The sequence below is a fragment of the Flavobacterium xizangense genome (assembly GCF_054075145.1).
Window position 1 is genome coordinate 1 of sequence record NZ_JBSIPG010000007.1, and the last position, 19463, is coordinate 19463.

Genomic DNA, 19463 nt, shown 5'->3' on the forward strand with positions numbered 1-19463 from the left:
ATTGGAGCGGATAGCGGGAAACAGCTCCTTATATGCAATCCAAAATTCCGTTTTTTTACTCTTATATATAGTATAGCGTCCTATACACATATATATGTATAGAAAAAAAACAAACCCGGCAGGTTTTCAAAAACTGTCGGGTTGCATGAATAAAATATACCATTCTGTATAGTAATCATTTTATACATATATAATAGAGCAATCTTCTCAATATATATTGTGTGTATTTTTGTAATACGTTATATTTGCATTCACAAAATTATAAACAATGATCAAGATTACTTTACCCGATGGGTCAATTAGAGAGTTCGCTCAAGGCGTAACTCCAATGGAGGTCGCTAAAAACATTAGCGAAGGTTTTGCACGAAATGTGATTTCTGCATCTTTTAATGGTACAACTATTGAAACCGAAACTCCATTAACGACCGATGGTAATCTTATATTATACACTTGGAATGATGCTGAAGGCAAAAAAGCTTTCTGGCATTCGACTTCACACGTAATGGCTCAAGCTCTTGAAGAATTATACCCAGGAATCAAACTAACTCTTGGACCTGCGATTGCTAATGGTTTTTACTATGATGTAGATTTTGAAGACCAAAAGATCTCTGAGGCTGATTTTAAAAAGATTGAAGATCGCATCTTAGAAATTTCAAGAGGAAAGTATGATTTCAAAATGCGTCCTGTAAGTAAAGCAGAAGCTTTAGAAATGTACAAAGACAATGTTTACAAAACTGAATTGATTTCGAATTTAGAAGACGGAACTATTACATTTTGTAACCATGCTACTTTTACTGATTTATGCCGTGGAGGGCATATTCCCAATACTGGAATTATAAAAGCTGTCAAAATCATGAGTGTTGCTGGTGCATACTGGCGAGGTGATGAAAAAAACAAACAGTTGACTCGTGTTTACGGAACTTCTTTCCCGAAACAAAAAGATTTAACGGAGTATCTTGAACTTCTTGAAGAAGCAAAACGTCGTGATCACCGTAAATTAGGAAAAGAATTAGAATTATTCGCTTTCTCACAAAAAGTTGGACAAGGTTTGCCTTTATGGTTGCCTAAAGGTGCTGCACTTAGAGAACGTTTAGAACAATTCTTAAAGAGAGCTCAAAAGAAAGCAGGTTACGAGCAAGTTGTGAGCCCACATATTGGTCAAAAGGAACTTTATGTTACTTCTGGACACTATGCAAAATATGGCGCTGACAGTTTTCAGCCAATTCATACTCCGGCAGAAGGTGAAGAGTTTTTATTAAAACCAATGAATTGTCCTCACCATTGTGAAATCTACAATGTGAGACCTTGGTCATATAAAGATTTACCTAAACGTTATGCTGAATTTGGTACTGTATATAGATATGAGCAATCTGGTGAATTACACGGGTTAACTCGTGTTAGAGGATTTACTCAGGATGACGCTCACATTTTCTGTACTCCAGAGCAATTGGATGAAGAGTTCAAGAAAGTAATTGACCTTGTATTATACGTATTTGGTTCGTTAGGTTTTGAAAACTTTACAGCTCAAATTTCTTTGAGAGATCAAGAAAATAGAGAAAAGTACATTGGTACAGACGAAAACTGGGAAAAAGCTGAGAATGCTATTATAAATGCCGCAAGAGACAAAGGCCTAAATACAGTTGTTGAATATGGTGAAGCTGCTTTCTACGGTCCGAAACTGGATTTCATGGTAAAAGATGCACTAGGAAGACAATGGCAATTAGGAACAATTCAGGTGGATTATAACCTACCTGAGCGTTTTGATTTGACTTATAAAGGTGCTGATAATGAATTACATCGACCAGTTATGATTCATAGAGCTCCTTTTGGATCTATGGAACGTTTTATAGCAATTTTACTAGAACACACTGCAGGAAATTTCCCACTTTGGCTAATGCCTGAACAGGCTATTATCTTGTCTTTGAGCGAGAAATATGAAAATTATGCTAAAAAAGTTTTAGATTTGCTAGAAAATCACGAAATTCGCGCCCTAATTGACAATCGAAACGAAACAATTGGCAAGAAAATTAGAGATGCAGAAATGCAAAAAATCCCATTTATGCTGATTGTAGGCGAGGAAGAAGAGAAAAACGGTACTATTTCTATTCGCCGACACGGACAAGAAGGAAAAGGTAACATTACAGTTTCTATTGAAGAATTTGCTTCGATTGTAAACGAAGAAATAAAAAAGACATTAAAAGTTTTTACAGTTTAACTTAAATTATAAAGCCATAGCAATAAGAAGCAACAGAGGTTTTCAACCTCGAGTAGAAAAAAAGGACGCACACAGGATAAATAACAATATTCGTGGTGTACAAGAAGTAAGACTAGTGGGTGAAAACATCGAACCAGGTGTTTTTAAACTTGCAGATGCTTTGCGATTAGCAGATCAGTTCGAATTAGATTTGGTTGAAATCTCACCAAACGCTGAGCCGCCGGTTTGTAAAATCATGGATTACAAGAAATTTGTTTACGAACAAAAGAAACGTGATAAAGCTCTAAAAGCTAAGTCAACTCAGGTTGTAGTAAAAGAAATTCGTTTTGGTCCTCAAACAGATGAGCATGATTATGAATTTAAAAGAAAAAATGCTGAAAAGTTCCTTAAAGAGGGAGCTAAATTAAAAGCATTCGTATTCTTTAAAGGACGTTCTATCATCTATAAAGACCAAGGGCAAATTTTATTATTGCGTTTGGCTACAGATTTGGAAGAACATGGTAAAGTTGAAGCAATGCCAGTTTTGGAAGGAAAGAGAATGATTATGTTCATTGCTCCTAAGAAAAAGAAATAAGTCTTAAAGTACAAAGTCTTAAAGTCGAAAGTCATAAACTGACTTTTGACTTTTGCTTTGAAAACTTTCTGATAAAGAAATAAGTAAGTAAGAATAAATTAAAACACTAGGAAAAATGCCTAAAATGAAAACTAAATCTAGCGCTAAGAAACGTTTTAAAGTTACTGGTTCTGGAAAGATTAAAAGAAAGCATGCTTTTAAAAGTCACATCTTGACTAAAAAATCTAAAAAACGTAAATTAGCTTTGACTCACTCAGCGCTAGTTCACTCAACAGATATGAAAAGCATCAAACAACAATTAAGAATTATCTAATAATTCTTTAGGTTAAAAAATTATTTATATAACCTTGGAGTATGGCCATTAAGTTCCTTTGATTCAATTCAGGACGCCTGCTACAAAAACACATTAAAATTATGCCAAGATCGGTAAATTCAGTTGCTAAAAGAGCAAGAAGAAAAAAAATAATGAAGCAAGCCAAAGGTTTCTTTGGAAGACGTAAAAACGTTTGGACAGTTGCTAAGAATGCAGTAGAGAAAGCAATGTGCTACGCTTACCGCGATAGAAAACAAAACAAAAGAAATTTCCGTTCATTATGGATTCAACGTATCAACGCTGGAGCTAGATTAGAGGGAATGTCTTATTCTCAATTCATGGGGAAAGTTAAAGCTAACGGAATCGAATTGAACCGTAAAGTTCTTGCAGATTTAGCTATGAACCACCCAGAAGCTTTCAAAGCTATTCTTAATAAAGTAAAATAAAACGTTTTATAAACTCAATTTAAGATTACTTACTTATTATAGAAAACCATTCGTTAACGCGAATGGTTTTTTGTTTTTGTAAAGCCTTCAAATATACCCGATATATAAAAATAAAATTAAAAAGTAACTTTGCACAAACCAAACCAGTATTATGTACCAACAGCTTTTTGATCATATTGGAAAATTCATTGTTTTAGAATCTTCAGAAATTGATAAATTAGAATCAACTCTTAATCTTTCGAAAATTAAAAAAAAAGAACATGTATTAAAAGAAGGTCAAATCTGCAACACTATATATTTTATAGTTAAAGGTTGCATGAGACAATATATTATCAACTCAAAAGGTGCAGAACAAACATTACAATTTGGCATTGAAAACTGGTGGATTACAGATTACCTGAGCTACCACAATCATATTCCATCCAGCTTTTATTTACAGGCAGTAGAAAACACAGAAGTGATTGCTATCGAGAAAACTGTATTGGAAGCACTTTTGATTGAAATTCCGAGTCTAGAGCGATACTTTAGAATTGTATCTCAAAAAACATTTGGCGCAATGCAAATGCGCATTAAATTCTTATTCACCATGTCGGCTGAAGAAAGATATCATCATTTTAACGATCACTTCCCAGAATTTGTTCAACGCGTTCCTCAATATATGATTGCATCTTATTTAGATTTTTCAGCAGAATTTATGAGCAAAATTAGAGCAGGAAAAGTCTGATTCGTATTTCTTGAAGTAGTTCAAGTTTTTACAAGCATACATTACTAACCTTTGTAATGAACTTTTAAAACATATAAAAATGAAATCAAGAATCGTTATTCCGCAAGTTGCACCTGAAGCTTACCAAGCCATGTTAGGTCTAGAAAAATATATTGCTTCTACTTCTCTATCTCCAGTGCATAAAGAGTTAATCAAAATTAGAGCATCGCAAATAAACGGCTGTGCTTACTGTATAAACATGCATACGGCAGATGCAAAAAAAATAGGCGTAACAGAACAACGCATTTATTTGTTAAGCGCTTGGCGTGAAGCTGATTTTTACAGTGAAGAGGAAAAAGCAATATTAGCACTTACTGAAGAAATAACATTAATTAGTAATCACGTTTCAGAAGAAGTTTATCAAAATGCTGCAAAGTTATTTGACGAAAAATATCTTGCCGAAATCATTTTAGCTATTATTACAATTAATGCCTGGAACAGAATTGGAATTGCTACTGGAATGAGAGCAGAATAATTTTATAAAGATAAAATTTACAACAAATTCACACGTACACGCCCTTCAATTGAAGGGCGTGTTTGTATATGCCTGTAAATGAGATTTCGAAATTTATTTTTTTTAACCTAAAACAAAATACCGTATTTATACGTGGTCGTAAGAAATATAATTTTCTATTTTTGGCGCATGGTTTCAAAAAGAATACGATTTTCTTGGCCTATTTTGTTTGTCCTTCTGTTGGTTTTTGCTTGTCAGAAGAAAAAAAACAGTACAGAGAAAATCACAAATAATAAGGTCGAAATAGAAAAAATAATTAATGCTGCTGATTTATTTTATAAGAATAAACAGCTCGATAGCGCATTTTATCTTTACAATAAAGCAAGAGCAAACTGTAACCAAAACGAAGATGCTAAAAACTATGTTTACTGTATGTATTACATGGCCGAAATTCAACAAGACCATGAAGACTTTATTGGAAGCACTATCACAGCGACAGAAACATTTCCTTTTTTAAATAAAATTACTGATTCTGAATACGTATGGAATATCTATAGTGTTTTAGGCAGAAATTATTATTATACGTATGATTACCCAAATGCTATCTACTACTATTCAAAAGCATTTGTTTTAAAAAGTAATCAAATTAATAGACTTGAAGCAAAAAATAATATTGCCGTTATTTATACAAAACAGCAAAAATTCAATAAAGCCCTGCAAATTTTTCTTTCAATAAGTAAAGAAAAAATCATACAACAAAACCCTGCATATTATTCAAAAATACTCGATTATATTGGGCATTGCTATTATAGACTTAAGGATTCTAGAGCACTGTCTTATTTTCAAAAAAGTATTAAAATAAAGTCTAAAGCAAAAGATCAAGATGGCCTTGGCCGAACTTATTATAATCTTGCTGACTATTATGAAAAAGAGAATACTGCTTTATCGATGAAGTATGCAAAATTAAGTTACGAAAATTTCACTTCGGCCGGCAATATTGATGATTGTTTACTTGCCCTGAAATTGATCATAAATAATAGTTCAGAAATAGAGACAAAGAAAAACGCACTTATTTATATAAAATTAGTAGATAGTATTTATGAAGTCAGACAAAAGGCAAAAAATAAATTTGCAAAAATTAAATATGATTCTAAAAAAGAAAAAATTGAAAACTTAAAGCTCAAAGCTCAGAAAATTAAAAATGAACTTCAAATAGAAAAACAAGAAAGAAGAAATATCATTTCATACGTCATAATCACAGTAGCATTATGCCTTATTACCTTTCTTTATTTTTATTTAACCGCACGAGCAAATCGCGAAAAAATCAAAGCGACCTATCAGAGTGAAACTAGAATGTCAAAAAAATTGCATGATGAATTAGCTAATGATGTCTATCATGCTATGGCATTTGTAGAAAACAGAAACCTTTCTGTTGAAGAAAACAGTACTCATTTACTGAAAAAGTTGAATGATATTTATTCCCGAACGAGAAATATTTCAAAGGAAAACAATCCCATTTTAAATGATCAAAATTATACTTTCCAGCTTAAAGAAATGATTTCGAGATTCGACACTACCAATGTAAATCTTCTAATAAATGGTTTGGACGCAATTTCGTGGAGCAAAGTCGATAAAACAAAAAAAATATCAATTTACAGAGCCATACAAGAATTACTTGTAAATATGAAAAAACATAGTGAGGCCAGCTTAGTTACAATAACTTTTAAAGAAAAATACAATACTATTATAATCAATTATACCGATAATGGGAAAGGAATAGACACAACCAAAATGATTTTGAAAAACGGCTTGCACAATATGGAAAATCGAATTCATAGTATTCAAGGTGAAATCGATATTCATTCAGAGTTTGGAAAAGGTTTTAAAGTTCTAATTAAATTCCCATTATGATGATTAAGAACTTGATTCGTTTTTTTCAAAAAACATACATTGCTTTTTACTTGCTATTCTTTTCTATAGTTTTGGCAACAATTTTTTCTATACAATTTTCTCAGGCAAAAGATCTGCAGATAAAATACATCAAAAAAGACCGTACAGCCGAAATAAAACAAATGCAAGAAAAAGCATTTACTTTTTTTAATTCAGGAAAACATGATAGCGCATTTTTTTATTTCAATAAAACACAGTTATTATGTGAGCCAAAAACAGATTATGCAGATTATTATGTTGAATCACTAAACTATATGGTAGAAATATTGCAGCGATATGGCAATTATTATGAAGCAGAAACTACACTTATAAAAGCATTTCCTTACTTAGAAAAAACAAGCAATATAAAATATGCTGTTAATGCTTATACATTTATGGGCTATAACTATTTGTATACATACGATTACGAAAAGGCATTATATTACCATAAAAAGGCATTAAAAAAAGCAGTATCCACCTTCAGAAAATCACGAATATTATCTGAAATTGCTTTTGTCTATATGCAACAAAAAAAATATCAAGAGGCTATAAATTTATTAGAACCAATAGTTAAATATAAAATTGAAGATAAAATAACCCCTTCAAAGACAAATTATCAACGTTCAGCTATTTTATATAATCTAGGACTTTCCTATTTATATCTCGGAAATCATAAAGAACAAGCATACAAATGCTTCAATGAAAGCTTAAAAATAACACTAACACTGAACGATGATTATGAACTAATTGGCAGTTATCATTCTTTTTATAAATATTATGAAAAGTACAACAATCCAAAGCTGAAAAAAATTAATGCCGAGAAAGCTTACTATTGTGCAAAAAGAGCAAAATCCTCGACAAATGAAATTAATATGTTAGCCCAACTTATTGAGGCTGATGATGCCAAAAACTCTAAAAAACATTGGAAAGTTTATATTAGAAAAATTGACAGTCTTATTGTTAGCAGAAAAAAAGCCAAAAATCAATTTGCTGATATTATATACAACTCAAAGAAAGATAAAGAAGAAAATCTAGAATTAAAAAATCAAAAAGCAGAAAAAGAACTACAACTAGAAAGGCAAAAAAATCGCAATATTATTTTATATATTTCTATTGGATTTGTTCTTTCAGCATTCCTATTTTTATTATTGCATCTTTTCAGAAAAAGTAAAAAAGAAAAAAACGAAGCTATCTATATAAGTGAAGCCAGAATTTCTAAAAAATTAGATACTGAACTTGCTAACGACCTGTATCAAACCTTAATTTTAATCAAAAAAGGAAATTTGGAACGGAATGAAAATAAAGATCAGCTTTTAAATAATCTTGAAAATATATATTCCAAAACTAGAAATATTTCTAAAGAAAACAGTTTTATTACCACTGATGAAAATTATGTTTTTGAATTAAAAGAAATGATTTCAGGTTTTAAAAGTGAAAAAGTGAATATTCTGCTCCAAGGTTTTGATTCTGTTCGCTGGCATCAAATTGAGAAAAACAAAAAAATAATTCTCTACAGAGTGCTTCAGGAAATACTTCGCAACATGAAAAAACACAGTGAAGCAAGTTTGGTTAGTATTACAATGAAAATATCTAATAGTATTCTAACCGTTTTATATGCAGATAACGGTGTCGGAACAACAAATAATCCTCTAATTCTTAAAAATGGTCTTCAAAATGTGGAAAACCGTATAAAAACTATAAAAGGAACTATTACTTTTGACAAAAATTCTGACAAAGGTTTTAAAGTAAGTTTTACATTCCCAATTTAAAAGAAAATTATATGTTCAAAAAAGTTTTAGTTGCCGAAGATTTAGACAGTATAAGCATAGCTGTAATTCAAGTACTTGAAGACTTAAAAGTTCCTGTAATCGATCATGTAAAATATTGTGATGATGGTTTATTAAAAATAAAAAAAGCAATTGCTGATAATGCTCCTTATGACTTATTAATTAGCGATTTATCATTCAAGCCTGACCATAGAAAAAATCAGCTGATCAGTGGCGAAGACCTTGTTGAAGCTGCTAATAAAGTACAGCCGAATTTAAAAAAAATCATTTTTTCAATAGAAGATAAATCCTATCGCATAAAATCGTTATTCAATGATTTGGGCATTAATGCATACGTATCTAAAGGCCGAAATAGTATAGAAGAACTAAGAAAAGCTATCGAGAAAGTTTATCAAAATGAAGAAAAAATAGTGTCATCAGATTTATCTTTTAGTTTTAACGACAAATCTTTAATCGAAATTGAATCGTATGATATTTCAATTTTATCGCTTTTAGCAAAAGGCTATATTTTAGAGCATATTTCAAATGAATTCAAAGCGCTGTCGATAACTCCAAACGGAACCAGCAGCATCGAAAAACGAATCAACAAATTAAAAATATACTTTAAAGCCAATAATAATGTTCATTTAATTGCTATTGCAAAAGATTTTGGTTTGGTTTAATTAACATTCTGATTACGGTTTTCCGTAAGGAAATGCCCTTTTATACTCATAAATTTGTGTACAAATCTAGTAACCAACCAATGAAACCTAACTATCGCATTAATTTTTTAGCAAAAATTAATACAACCAAAAACAGAATTATTATGAAAACAATGCTTCTTTGTATCTTTTTATCAGTAAGTTTTGCATTTGTATCTGAAAAAGCAGGTGGTTATGAAATTGAATGGAAATTGATTTTTATACCGGCACTACTCGTTTTGCAAATCATCATTATTTCGACCGCATTAAAAAACCGATACAAAAAAAATTAATCTCTTTTAGTCAAAACTTGTAATGCTTATATTTGAATTTTTAAATTTCAAATGAAAACCATTTTAAGCATTGTTCTTTCTTTTTTTACGTTCCTTTCTTTTTCACAAACAAAAATTTTGTCGTGGAATTTAGAAAATTATGGAAAATCAAAATCTGAATCTGAAATTAACTTTATTGCAAATGTAGTTCTCGACTACGATATCATTGCCATTCAGGAAGTTGTTGCCGGTTATGGCGGTGCTCAGGCCATTGCAAAACTTACTTCTGTTTTAAATGAAAAAGGCTCAAAATGGACTTATGCAATTAGTGACCCAACAAGCAGCAGCAGTTATAAAGCCGAACGTTATGCTTTTATCTGGAAAACAAGTAAAGCAAAATTAAGAGGAAAACCTTGGCTTGAAAAAAAGTATAGTTTAGAAATTGATCGCGAACCCTATTACGCCACATTTGAAATTGGCAAAAAGACTATCACTTTAAGCAACTTTCACGCCATCACCAAAAGCAAAAACCCAGAAACCGAAATAAAATATTTTAAATTTATACCTAACTCCTACCCTGATTCGAATTTGATTTTTATGGGTGATTTTAATTGTCCGCAATCACATACGGTATTTTTTCCATTGAAGAAAATGGGATATACTTCTGCTTTAATAAATCAGAAAACGACATTAAAACAAAAATGTAAAAATACCGAATGTCTTGCCTCTGAATTTGACAATATATTTTACAAAACAGCAAATCTTAATCATATAAATTCAGGCATAATTCCATTTTACAAAAAGTTTAATTCATTGGCAGAAGCCCGAAAAATATCCGATCATCTACCAATTTGGCTAGAATTTTCTTTAAATTAATTTAAGTCTTAAGTTTTTTCTTTTTTGCCGCAGGAAACAAAACGTTGTTCAAAATCAATCGGTAACCCGGAGAATTAGGGTGCAAATCTAAAACCGTTGGCGGGTCTCCAACTTGGTGTTGGAAATCTTCAGGATCATGTCCTCCAAAAAAAGTAAACATTCCTTTTCCTTTTTCTCCATGAATATATCTTGATTCGCCATTTAATTCGCAGGTTCCCATTATTAAAACATTAGATTTAACTAATGCTGTATCAAACGAAGTCGTCTGTCCCATAAATCCTTTAACCAGCTGAGTGTGGTTTTGACATAACATACTCGGAATTGGGTCCCATTTTGCTGAAAACTCCATCAATGTAAAATAATCTTTTTCCATTGGAATTTTGCGTTTTAGTGTCATATCAATATCCGAAAACTCATAAACTTCAGGCCTTCTTTCTAAAGTGAAATTTTTAAAAGCAAATGAATTTCCATAATCTAATTTTGACTGATAATTAGAATCACTAGGATCACCATCAAACATAGCTTCACAAATATCAACACCATCCGCAGCAAGTGCAATATCAAAACTATCTGTTGCTGAACACATAGCAAACATAAAGCCGCCTCCAATTACAAAATCCCGAATTTTCTTGGCAACTGCACCTTTTTCCTGCGAAACTTTAGCATAACCTAATTTTACAGCCAAAGCCTCGGCATCTTTTTTCTGATCAATATACCAAGGCGTATTTTTATATGCTGCATAAAATTTACCATATTGACCTGTAAAATCCTCATGATGCAAGTGAAGCCAATCATATAATAAGAGTTGATCACTCAAAACTTCTTCATCATATATTGGGGTAAAAGGAATTTCGGCATAAGTCAAAACTAAAGTTACGGCATCATCCCAGGGCTGTTTTCCTTTTGGAGTATATACCGCAATTTTTGGAGCTTTTTCCAAAATAACCGATTCCATATTTTGAGACGGACTGGAAATTTCATTTAAAATTGCCGCCTCTTCACTATCAGATAAAACTTCAAAGCTTACTCCTCGAATTTTACATTCCTTTCTAATTTCTTCGGCATCAGGCAATAAAAACGAGCCTCCTCTATAATTAAGAAGCCAGCTTGCCTTATAATCTTTACTCAAACACCAATAGGTAATTCCGTAAGCTTTAAGGTGATTTTGCTGAGTCGTTTCGTCCATGGGAAGTAAAATAAAGGACGCCTTTGCAGAAAACGAAAGCAATACTATAAAGATAAAAACTAAACTCTTCTTCATTAAAAAATTATTTTAGTAAAGATATAAAGGAAGCTTGTAAAATACTATAGTTCCCCTTGTTTTATGATTGGAGAATAGTTAAAAAAAATAACTTTTTAAGTGCAAGAATATAAAAACAGGTATAAACACCTATTTCACAAAACCAAATTCTGATTACATTTGGTATCCCAAATCATTGAGATATAAATCAATGAAAACGAAAAATATGAAATTTAACGAAAGTAATAACCAGCCAAAAGGATTAAATGTCATTCAAAAAATTGGGATCTGCGTACTAGTTCTTACTATCATTTTGTATTATGTTCTGTCAATACAATTTCTAACAGCCTAAAAAAATTAGAGCGTCAAAACAGCAATTTCATTTTGTATTGCATAGACAACTAATCCAGCAATATTTCTTGATTCAGTTTTAAGAAGCAAATTATTGCGATGCCCTTCGACAGTTCTTGGACTTAAAAAAAGATGTTCTGCAATTTCAGTAGTTGTTTTTTGCTGACAAATGAGTTGAAGAATTTCAATTTCACGAGGAGAAAGAAAACTCGTTTCCAGATTGACTTTAGATGTTTTAGACGAAACTATCGTTTCCTGAATTATTTTTAATACATTCTCATTATAATAAAATCCTTTTTTTGCAACTTCATTAATCGTATGTATCAAATCCTTTGGGGTTGTGTTTTTTATAAGATAGGCAACAGCGCCAACCTGAATCATATTTGCTATAAATGATTTTGTATCGTAGCTGGTAAGGGCAATTATTTTAATATCCGGATAAGATTTACGAATAATTTTTGTTGCTTCGACACCATTGAGAACTGGCATCTTTAAATCCATTACAATAATATCCGGTTTTATTTCGCTTTCTTCTAAGCTGGCAAGAAGTTCTTCACCATTTGATGCTTCAAAAATAATTTCGATATTTTCTTCTCTCTGCAACAAAAAGGCAATTCCTTTTCGAAATAAAACTTCATCATCAACTAAAGCAATTTTAACAGCAGCTTTCATTTTTTATTCTGTTTTTTGGTCATTTGGTTTGCCGAATTTACAAAATATGTAGCAAACAATAACTTATGAAAGCCAATATGTCGATTTAAAACTACAAATAACACAACATTTTAACTTAAAATGTAAAACTTGCAACAAAACCTTTGTTTTTTTCTGAAGAAATTTGAATAGTTCCTTTAAGGAAAGAAATACGGCTTTCAATATTTTTCATTCCAAGGCCTTTTTGATTTTCCTCATTTTTACTATCAAAACCAATTCCGTTATCTTGATAATTGCAAGTCGAAATCCCATTATCATTAGAGAAAGAAATTTTGATTTCAGTTGCCTTACCGTGTCGAAGTGAATTATTCATAAATTCCTGAAGAATTCTAAAAATATGCAAATGACGGTCAAGATCTTTTTCATCAAAATCAATTTCATTTTTATAATACACTTTTACAGCTTTACTGGTTTCAAACTCTGCACATAATTCTTCCACGCCTGCGTTAAGTCCAAATTTTTCAAAAACAGGAGGCAATAAATTGTGTGCGATTTTTCGGGAATTTTCTAAAGCTTTAGCAGTAAGGTCAATAATATTTTCCGTTATTTCTCTAATTTCAGATTCCGTTAAATTTGGCGCAGATAATAAATGGGTATTTAAAGAAACAATATTTAGTTTAGAACTAATATCATCATGAAGATCTTGTGCAATTCGTTTTCTTTCTTCTTCCTGAGTAACAATAATGGCGTGTAATTGTTCTCTTTGATGAAAAATTTCAAGGTCTCTTTTTTCTAGTTCTTTCTGAGTTATTTTTTTTCGCGAAAAATAAAAAAACAAGATCAAAACAAGGCCCATTAAAAAAAATGAAACACAGCTGAATATTGCGGTTGCAACAATTTCGGATTCTGGGATTGCTTTTGGACTCATAAGTTTTAATTAAATTGTTTTTTCTTAAAAAAAAACCTTTAGCATAATTTAATAAGCCAAAGGTTTTAAATTTTAATCTATGATTTGCGCTTTTTTCCCTTTAAAATAACTTACTTTCCATTCGTACAAGAAAAACAAATGATAAACTATTACGAAGATCGCATTTAAGGTCCAAGTTATCATATTAAAATCTTTACTGAATTTCGTTGTTAGGTTTCCTATCAGAAATAAAATTGTACTCGCAAAGAGATACAATAAAATACCCATATTGATAAAATAGAATTCTTTCTTTTCATCCAGCATATTGTAAAAATGGAATACAGCGTAAATAATCAATAAGAAAGAAGTAATAAAAATTTCATATAAATTGAATTTTAAAAACATCTCCGGTTTTAATATATATTGAATTATTAAAGTTGATAAAACCAAAACAAAAGCAATTTTAATTATTTTTTGTTGAAAGGGATCTTTTACCAATTTTAAATAAAAAAGACTTAAAACGCTAAATTGTCCAATGAAATATACATGAGATAAAAACAAATTTCCTATACCTTTTAAAAGGCATATTTTTGCAGCTATCTGTACGCATAAAATAACAAACAGATAAATTGTAAAGACTTTATAAGCCTTATTTTTTTCGGGAAACTTTATAGCATATAAAATAAAATTGAGCAATAATAAGATGTATCCAAAGTTTATAAGAAATGAATGCATATTATTGATTCATTGGGCTGTTTGGATCAGCGGTAGCAGGTGGGCTTGGCTCTGAAAAATCATAAATACCATCTCCTCCATCATAAGCTTTGGCAGCATCTTTATAACCTGGAATTTGGTCTTCATAAATGCCCGTTTCTTCATTATAAGTTGTTCCAACGAACATTAAAGTTTGTAGGCCTTTATCGTTAATTCCAATATAAGCTCTAGCAGCATCAATTCCTTGTGCTAAAACTTTTTCTAAATTAACTTTCGGAATTAAAAACGAATTAACACGCTTCTTAGCAGCTTCTTCGTCAGATTGTTTTTTCCAACTTGCTACCCAAGTTTGAGCTACTTCTAGAGTAATTTCAGTGTCTCTTTCAGGTAATCTTTGATTTGCCATAATATATAATTTGTTTATTGGTTACAGTTAATTATGCGATTGTTTAGCAATCGATTCGCTAATCTACTGAATTTTATTAATAAATTTAACATTAAGACATAAAAAAAACCTTATGAAAAGGTTTTAAATTGTATTTAGAATGGCACATCACTGTCATCGTCGTCGTCATTCAGATTGCTTCCAAAAGCTTCGTTCGCAGAAGGAAGATTTTTAGTGATAAATGGATTATCGTCATGATTCATTTTTGAAGGTAAATCATCAAATCCACCGGTAAATTCTTCAAGGTTGTCGAACTTACCTAAATGTCCTAAGAATTTCAAACGAATATTCTCAAGTCCACCATTACGGTGCTTGGCTATAATAAACTCAGCCTGACCAGCTGTAGGTGATGCCTCATCATCATCCCATTCTTCAATTTTATAATATTCAGGACGGTAAATAAACGATACAATATCGGCATCCTGCTCAATCGCTCCAGATTCACGAAGATCTGAAAGCAAAGGGCGTTTGCTAGATCCACGCGTTTCAACAGCACGCGACAACTGCGAAAGTGCAATAACCGGCACGTTTAACTCTTTTGCCAATGCTTTTAAGTTTCGGGAAATTGTCGAGATTTCCTGCTCACGGTTTCCTCCGCCTTTACCGCTTCCTCCGGCAGTCATTAACTGCAAGTAGTCAATAATAATCAATTTAATTCCATGCTGAGAAGCCAAACGACGACATTTTGCACGTAAGTCAAATATCGAAAGCGAAGGTGTATCATCAATAAACAGTGGAGCTTTTTCTAAATTTTTAACTTTAGTACTTAATTGCTCCCATTCGTGTTTTTCTAATTTTCCAGTTCTTAATTTTTCTGAAGACAATCCTGTTTCCGAAGAAATAAGCCTTGTAATTAACTGAACCGATGCCATCTCCAGAGAAAAAATCGCAACCGCGTGTCCAAACTGAATACTGACATTTCGCGCCATCGAAAGTACGAAAGCCGTTTTACCCATACCCGGACGAGCTGCAATAATAATCAAATCCGAAGGCTGCCAACCGGAAGTTACCTCATCTAATTTTTCAAAACCAGTGGCGATACCACTTAAACCTTCTTTTCCAGCAATCTCTTCAATACGCTTTTTCGCTTGAAGAACTAAACTCTGCGCAGTTTCAGAACTACGCTTGATATTTCCCTGAGTTACTTCATATAATTTAGATTCAGCCTTATCAAGCAAATCGAAAACGTCGGTTGTTTCATCATACGATTCTTCGATAATTTCAGAAGAAATCCTAATCAAACTTCTTTGAATGAATTTCTGAAGAATAATACGTGAGTGGAACTCGATATGCGCAGAAGAAGCAATTTTCTGTGTAAGCTGAATCAAATAAAAATCGCCTCCCGCTACATCTAATTTTCCATTTTTCTTTAACTGCGTCGAAACAGTCAATAAATCGATTGGCTGTGTTTCAGTGAAAAGCTGTAAAATCGCCTCAAAAATATGTTTGTGAGCGTCTTTATAAAAAGCATCAGGCTGCAAAATATCAATTACATCATCTACCCCCTTTTTATCAATCATCATAGCACCAAGAACAGCCTCTTCAAGATCAATTACTTGCGGAGGAAGTTTTCCTTTTTCAAGATTAATAATAGTGGTTTTATCTACCTTTACAGGGTTTACATTTTTGAAATTTTCCATATAGCGAAAGTAACAAAATTTAAAAAAAAATTGTTATCGAGTTATAACTATTAATTGTTTATAAATATGCTTTTTTTGTTCATAACCAAAAAAAAATCCGAAACTGTAAGGCTTCGGATTTTTAACTAAACTGTAAGAATTTACTCTTTATACTCGCCCATATTACTATATTTGTCCATTCTTTGGGCAATTAGCTCGGCTGTTGATAAGTCTTTCAATTCGTTATATCCTTTGGTAATGTATTCTGCTACTGTTTTAAAAGTAGTTTCGCGATCATAGTGCGCTCCGCCTAGTGGTTCAGGAATTACATCATCAACTAATTTTTGTTTTTTCATGTCAGATGAAGTCAATTTCAAAGCATCAGCAGCACGTTCTTTGTACTCCCAGCTTTTCCATAAAATTGAAGAACAAGATTCTGGTGAAATTACAGAATACCAAGTATTTTCTAACATGTAAACTTTATCTCCAACACCAATTCCTAAAGCTCCTCCAGAAGCACCTTCACCAACAATAATGGTGATAATTGGCACTTGTAAACGAACCATTTCGAAAATGTTTCTTGCAATTGCTTCACCTTGACCTCTTTCTTCAGCTTCAAGTCCTGGATATGCACCAGGAGTGTCAACTAGAGTAAGAACCGGAATCCCAAATTTCTCTGCCATTTTCATTAAACGCAAAGCTTTACGATATCCTTCTGGGTTTGCCATACCAAAATTACGGTACTGACGTGTTTTTGTATTAAAACCTTTTTGCTGTCCAACAATCATAAACGACTGACCGTTTATTTTTCCAAGACCACCAACCATCGCTTTATCATCTTTAAAACCTCTATCTCCATGAAGCTCTAAAAAAGTATCACCGCAAATTGCTCTGATATAATCTAAAGTATAAGGTCTGTTTGGGTGCCTTGACAATTGTACACGTTGCCAAGCCGTAAGGTTTTTATATATTTCTTTCTTAGTTTGCTCTAATTTTTTGTTGATTTCCTTGCAAGTTGCTGTAACATCAACCTCAGATTCTTTTCCAATTACAACACACTTTTGCAACTGTTCTTCAAGTTCTTTGATTGGAAGCTCAAAATCTAAATATTCCATGGATTTTTGAATTTTGTTTTTAAATCGAACCGCAAATATAAAAATATTATATCATTGGCATAGTTAATTGTTAGTAAAGTATCAAATTGTGATTTAAAAGATAAGTAAACTATTACACTTCTTTCTTATTTTTATAATGTTTAAAAACACCATTTAAGATAACTGTAATGATGATTATTACGGCTCCTATATAAAACTCAGTGCTCATTTTTTCTTTTCCGCCAAGAATAAAATAGGCCAGCATAATTCCGTAAACTGGCTCTAAATTAGTCGTTAACATTACTGTATAAGGCGTTAATCGCTGCATAACTTTTACAGATGCCGTAAAAGCATAAGCAGTACAAACTGATGCCAAAATAAACAGCCACATCCAGTTATTTAATGACAAAGAAAAAAAATCAGCAGAAAATTTTCCTTGCACTAAAAAATACAAAGTGATAAAGAAAACTCCTGCGCCAAATTCATAAAATGTAATTACAGAAGGTTCATGATCTGAGATTAATTTTCCGTTCATTAGCGTAAATAACACGCCTAGAATTATTGCTGCCAAAGCATAATAAACACCTGTAAGATATTTAATTTCAACCTGCAAGATCAAAGCAAGGCCTGCAATAATAATCAATCCGAAAAAAACTTCATAAAACAATATTTTTCTTCCGTAAAAAAGCGGTTCCAGTAATGAGGCAAAAAAAGCGCCTAAAGAAAATATCGAAAGTGTTATAGATACATTGGAAACATGAATGGCTTTGAAAAAGAAAATCCAGTGCAATGCAATCAATAAACCAACAAATATCAACTTAAAAAGCTCTTTTATTGGAACCTGAAAAGATTGTTTTTTGTAAATAATAAATGCTCCCAAAAAAATCATGGCAAGAAGCATTCTGAACCAAACCAAATTTTCAGCATCAATGGTGATTAAAGCGCCTAAAATGGCTGTAAAACCCCAGATAAAAACAATTAAATGAAGATTTAAATAACTTTTTAAATTATCGTTTCGCATTACGTAGTAGGTAAACTGCTAAAATTCCAAAAACAATATTCGGGAACCAAACAGCTAATAAAGGTGAGAATGTAGATTTTTCGGCGAGGGTTCCAAATATTTTATCGAAGAACACAAATGAAAAAGCAATTGCAATTCCGATAGCCAAATTAGTTCCCATTCCGCCACGACGTTTCATAGAAGAAACTGCAACGGCTATAATAGTTAAAATAAAGGCAGAAACCGGTACACTGTATTTTTTATAAAGTACCACCAGATAAGTATTAATATTTCCTGAACCTCTTTTTCTTTCTTTATCAATAAAATCAATCAATTTACCAAGAGAAAGTGTTTCGGCGATATAAACAACCGGTGTCAAATCGGCCAATTCAAATTTGAATTTCTGCTCTTTTTCGGGAACTTTTTCGATTATATCATTTAGTTCACCAACCGTTCTTTTGGTGTAATCGTATAAAATATATGTTTTCTTTTTTGGATCCCATTTAATTCGGCTTGCTGAAATTTTATAGGTCATTTTTTCTTTCTCAAAATGTTCCAGCGTAAAATTAAATGCTGTTTTTGACTCCTCATTGAAGCTATTTACATAAATAAAATCATGATCATTAAGCTGGCGGTAAACGTTTGTGTTTTCGCCTCGCATTAATTCTTTTCCGTTTCCTTTTAAATAGGTATATCTAAAATTATTAAAACCTTCACTTGCAGCCGGGACAATAAAAAATCCCATCAAAAGCACAAAAATCGAAACTATTGAAGCTCCAATAATATAAGGTCTCAAAAAGCGGGTAAATGAAATTCCTGAACTTAAAATCGCAATAATCTCTGTGTTATTTGCCAATTTTGAAGTAAACCAAATTACCGATAAAAACAAAAATATCGGAAAAAGTGAATTTGCAAAATAAATAGTAAAGTTGTAGTAATAGAACGCAATATCCATAAACGGAATCTTGTTCTCCAGCATTTTATTCACCTTTTCAGAAACGTCAATTACAATTCCAATCGGAATAAATAATAAGATCATCACCGAGAAAGTGGCTAAATATCTTTTTAAAATATACTTATCTATTATTGTCAGCATATATTTTTTTGTTTCAAGTTTCAGGTTTCAAGTTTCA

General features: G+C 31.8%; 20 protein-coding genes. 11 read left to right on the top strand and 9 right to left on the bottom strand.

The annotated features are described in order from the left end of the window. Window positions 1–268 precede the first annotated feature (268 nt). The 11 genes from thrS (at window position 269) to ACWA1B_RS15735 (ending at window position 10309) form a co-directional block, all read left to right on the top strand. Window positions 269–2215, top strand: a complete 1947-nt coding sequence (thrS, locus tag ACWA1B_RS15685; RefSeq protein WP_456908467.1) for a threonine--tRNA ligase — start codon at window positions 269–271, stop codon at window positions 2213–2215. Between the two features lie 22 nt (window positions 2216–2237). Beyond that, complete coding sequence (gene infC, locus ACWA1B_RS15690; RefSeq protein ID WP_081909355.1) at window positions 2238–2789, top strand: translation initiation factor IF-3; 552 nt, start codon at window positions 2238–2240, stop codon at window positions 2787–2789. A gap of 115 nt (window positions 2790–2904) precedes the next feature. Further along, window positions 2905–3102, top strand: coding sequence for a 50S ribosomal protein L35 (gene rpmI / locus ACWA1B_RS15695; protein ID WP_007810722.1), 198 nt, complete (start codon window positions 2905–2907; stop codon window positions 3100–3102). Window positions 3103–3203: 101 nt separating this feature from the next. Next, complete coding sequence (rplT, locus tag ACWA1B_RS15700; RefSeq protein WP_035649542.1) at window positions 3204–3548, top strand: 50S ribosomal protein L20; 345 nt, start codon at window positions 3204–3206, stop codon at window positions 3546–3548. Window positions 3549–3699: 151 nt separating this feature from the next. Further along, window positions 3700–4272: a Crp/Fnr family transcriptional regulator gene (locus ACWA1B_RS15705; protein ID WP_456908469.1), complete on the top strand. Its 573-nt coding sequence runs from the start codon at window positions 3700–3702 to the stop codon at window positions 4270–4272. 79 nt (window positions 4273–4351) lie between these two features. After that, window positions 4352–4786, top strand: coding sequence for a carboxymuconolactone decarboxylase family protein (locus ACWA1B_RS15710; RefSeq protein WP_456908471.1), 435 nt, complete (start codon window positions 4352–4354; stop codon window positions 4784–4786). Between the two features lie 168 nt (window positions 4787–4954). Then, the gene (locus tag ACWA1B_RS15715; RefSeq protein WP_456908473.1) at window positions 4955–6676 is read left to right on the top strand and encodes a tetratricopeptide repeat-containing sensor histidine kinase; all 1722 of its coding nucleotides are present in this window, start codon (window positions 4955–4957) and stop codon (window positions 6674–6676) included. Further along, window positions 6673–8463, top strand: coding sequence for a tetratricopeptide repeat-containing sensor histidine kinase (locus ACWA1B_RS15720; RefSeq protein WP_456908475.1), 1791 nt, complete (start codon window positions 6673–6675; stop codon window positions 8461–8463). Before ACWA1B_RS15715 ends, ACWA1B_RS15720 begins: the two co-directional genes overlap by 4 nt. Window positions 8464–8474: 11 nt before the next feature. Further along, window positions 8475–9143, top strand: a complete 669-nt coding sequence (locus tag ACWA1B_RS15725; protein WP_456908476.1) for a DNA-binding transcriptional response regulator — start codon at window positions 8475–8477, stop codon at window positions 9141–9143. A 143-nt stretch (window positions 9144–9286) separates the two neighbouring features. Then, complete coding sequence (locus tag ACWA1B_RS15730; protein ID WP_456908478.1) at window positions 9287–9454, top strand: hypothetical protein; 168 nt, start codon at window positions 9287–9289, stop codon at window positions 9452–9454. Window positions 9455–9505: 51 nt separating this feature from the next. Further along, window positions 9506–10309, top strand: a complete 804-nt coding sequence (locus ACWA1B_RS15735; protein ID WP_456908480.1) for an endonuclease/exonuclease/phosphatase family protein — start codon at window positions 9506–9508, stop codon at window positions 10307–10309. Window position 10310: 1 nt separating this feature from the next. On the opposite strand, the gene ACWA1B_RS15740 is transcribed toward ACWA1B_RS15735, so the two are convergent. The 9 genes from ACWA1B_RS15740 to ACWA1B_RS15780 form a co-directional block, all read right to left on the bottom strand. Next, window positions 10311–11570 (bottom strand): asparagine synthetase B, encoded by a 1260-nt coding sequence (locus ACWA1B_RS15740; protein ID WP_456908482.1) that lies wholly within the window; start codon window positions 11568–11570, stop codon window positions 10311–10313. 336 nt (window positions 11571–11906) lie between these two features. Continuing rightward, entirely contained in the window at window positions 11907–12572 is a 666-nt protein-coding gene (locus tag ACWA1B_RS15745; protein ID WP_426484072.1) for a response regulator, read from the bottom strand. Between the two features lie 115 nt (window positions 12573–12687). Further along, the gene (locus ACWA1B_RS15750; RefSeq protein WP_456908484.1) at window positions 12688–13479 is read right to left on the bottom strand and encodes a sensor histidine kinase; all 792 of its coding nucleotides are present in this window, start codon (window positions 13477–13479) and stop codon (window positions 12688–12690) included. A 72-nt stretch (window positions 13480–13551) separates the two neighbouring features. Next, entirely contained in the window at window positions 13552–13863 is a 312-nt protein-coding gene (locus tag ACWA1B_RS15755) for a hypothetical protein (RefSeq protein ID WP_456908486.1), read from the bottom strand. Between the two features lie 331 nt (window positions 13864–14194). Next, window positions 14195–14578: a hypothetical protein gene (locus tag ACWA1B_RS15760; protein WP_456908488.1), complete on the bottom strand. Its 384-nt coding sequence runs from the start codon at window positions 14576–14578 to the stop codon at window positions 14195–14197. Between the two features lie 134 nt (window positions 14579–14712). Continuing rightward, window positions 14713–16257 carry a replicative DNA helicase gene (gene dnaB / locus ACWA1B_RS15765; protein ID WP_456908490.1) on the bottom strand — a complete coding sequence of 515 codons (1545 nt, stop codon included), beginning with the start codon at window positions 16255–16257 and terminating at the stop codon, window positions 14713–14715. Window positions 16258–16397: 140 nt separating this feature from the next. After that, window positions 16398–17351, bottom strand: a complete 954-nt coding sequence (locus ACWA1B_RS15770; RefSeq protein ID WP_456908491.1) for an acetyl-CoA carboxylase carboxyltransferase subunit alpha — start codon at window positions 17349–17351, stop codon at window positions 16398–16400. Window positions 17352–17463: 112 nt separating this feature from the next. Continuing rightward, entirely contained in the window at window positions 17464–18351 is an 888-nt protein-coding gene (locus tag ACWA1B_RS15775; RefSeq protein ID WP_456908493.1) for a DMT family transporter, read from the bottom strand. Then, entirely contained in the window at window positions 18338–19426 is a 1089-nt protein-coding gene (locus tag ACWA1B_RS15780) for an LptF/LptG family permease (protein WP_456908495.1), read from the bottom strand. Before ACWA1B_RS15780 ends, ACWA1B_RS15775 begins: the two co-directional genes overlap by 14 nt. Window positions 19427–19463 lie beyond the last annotated feature (37 nt).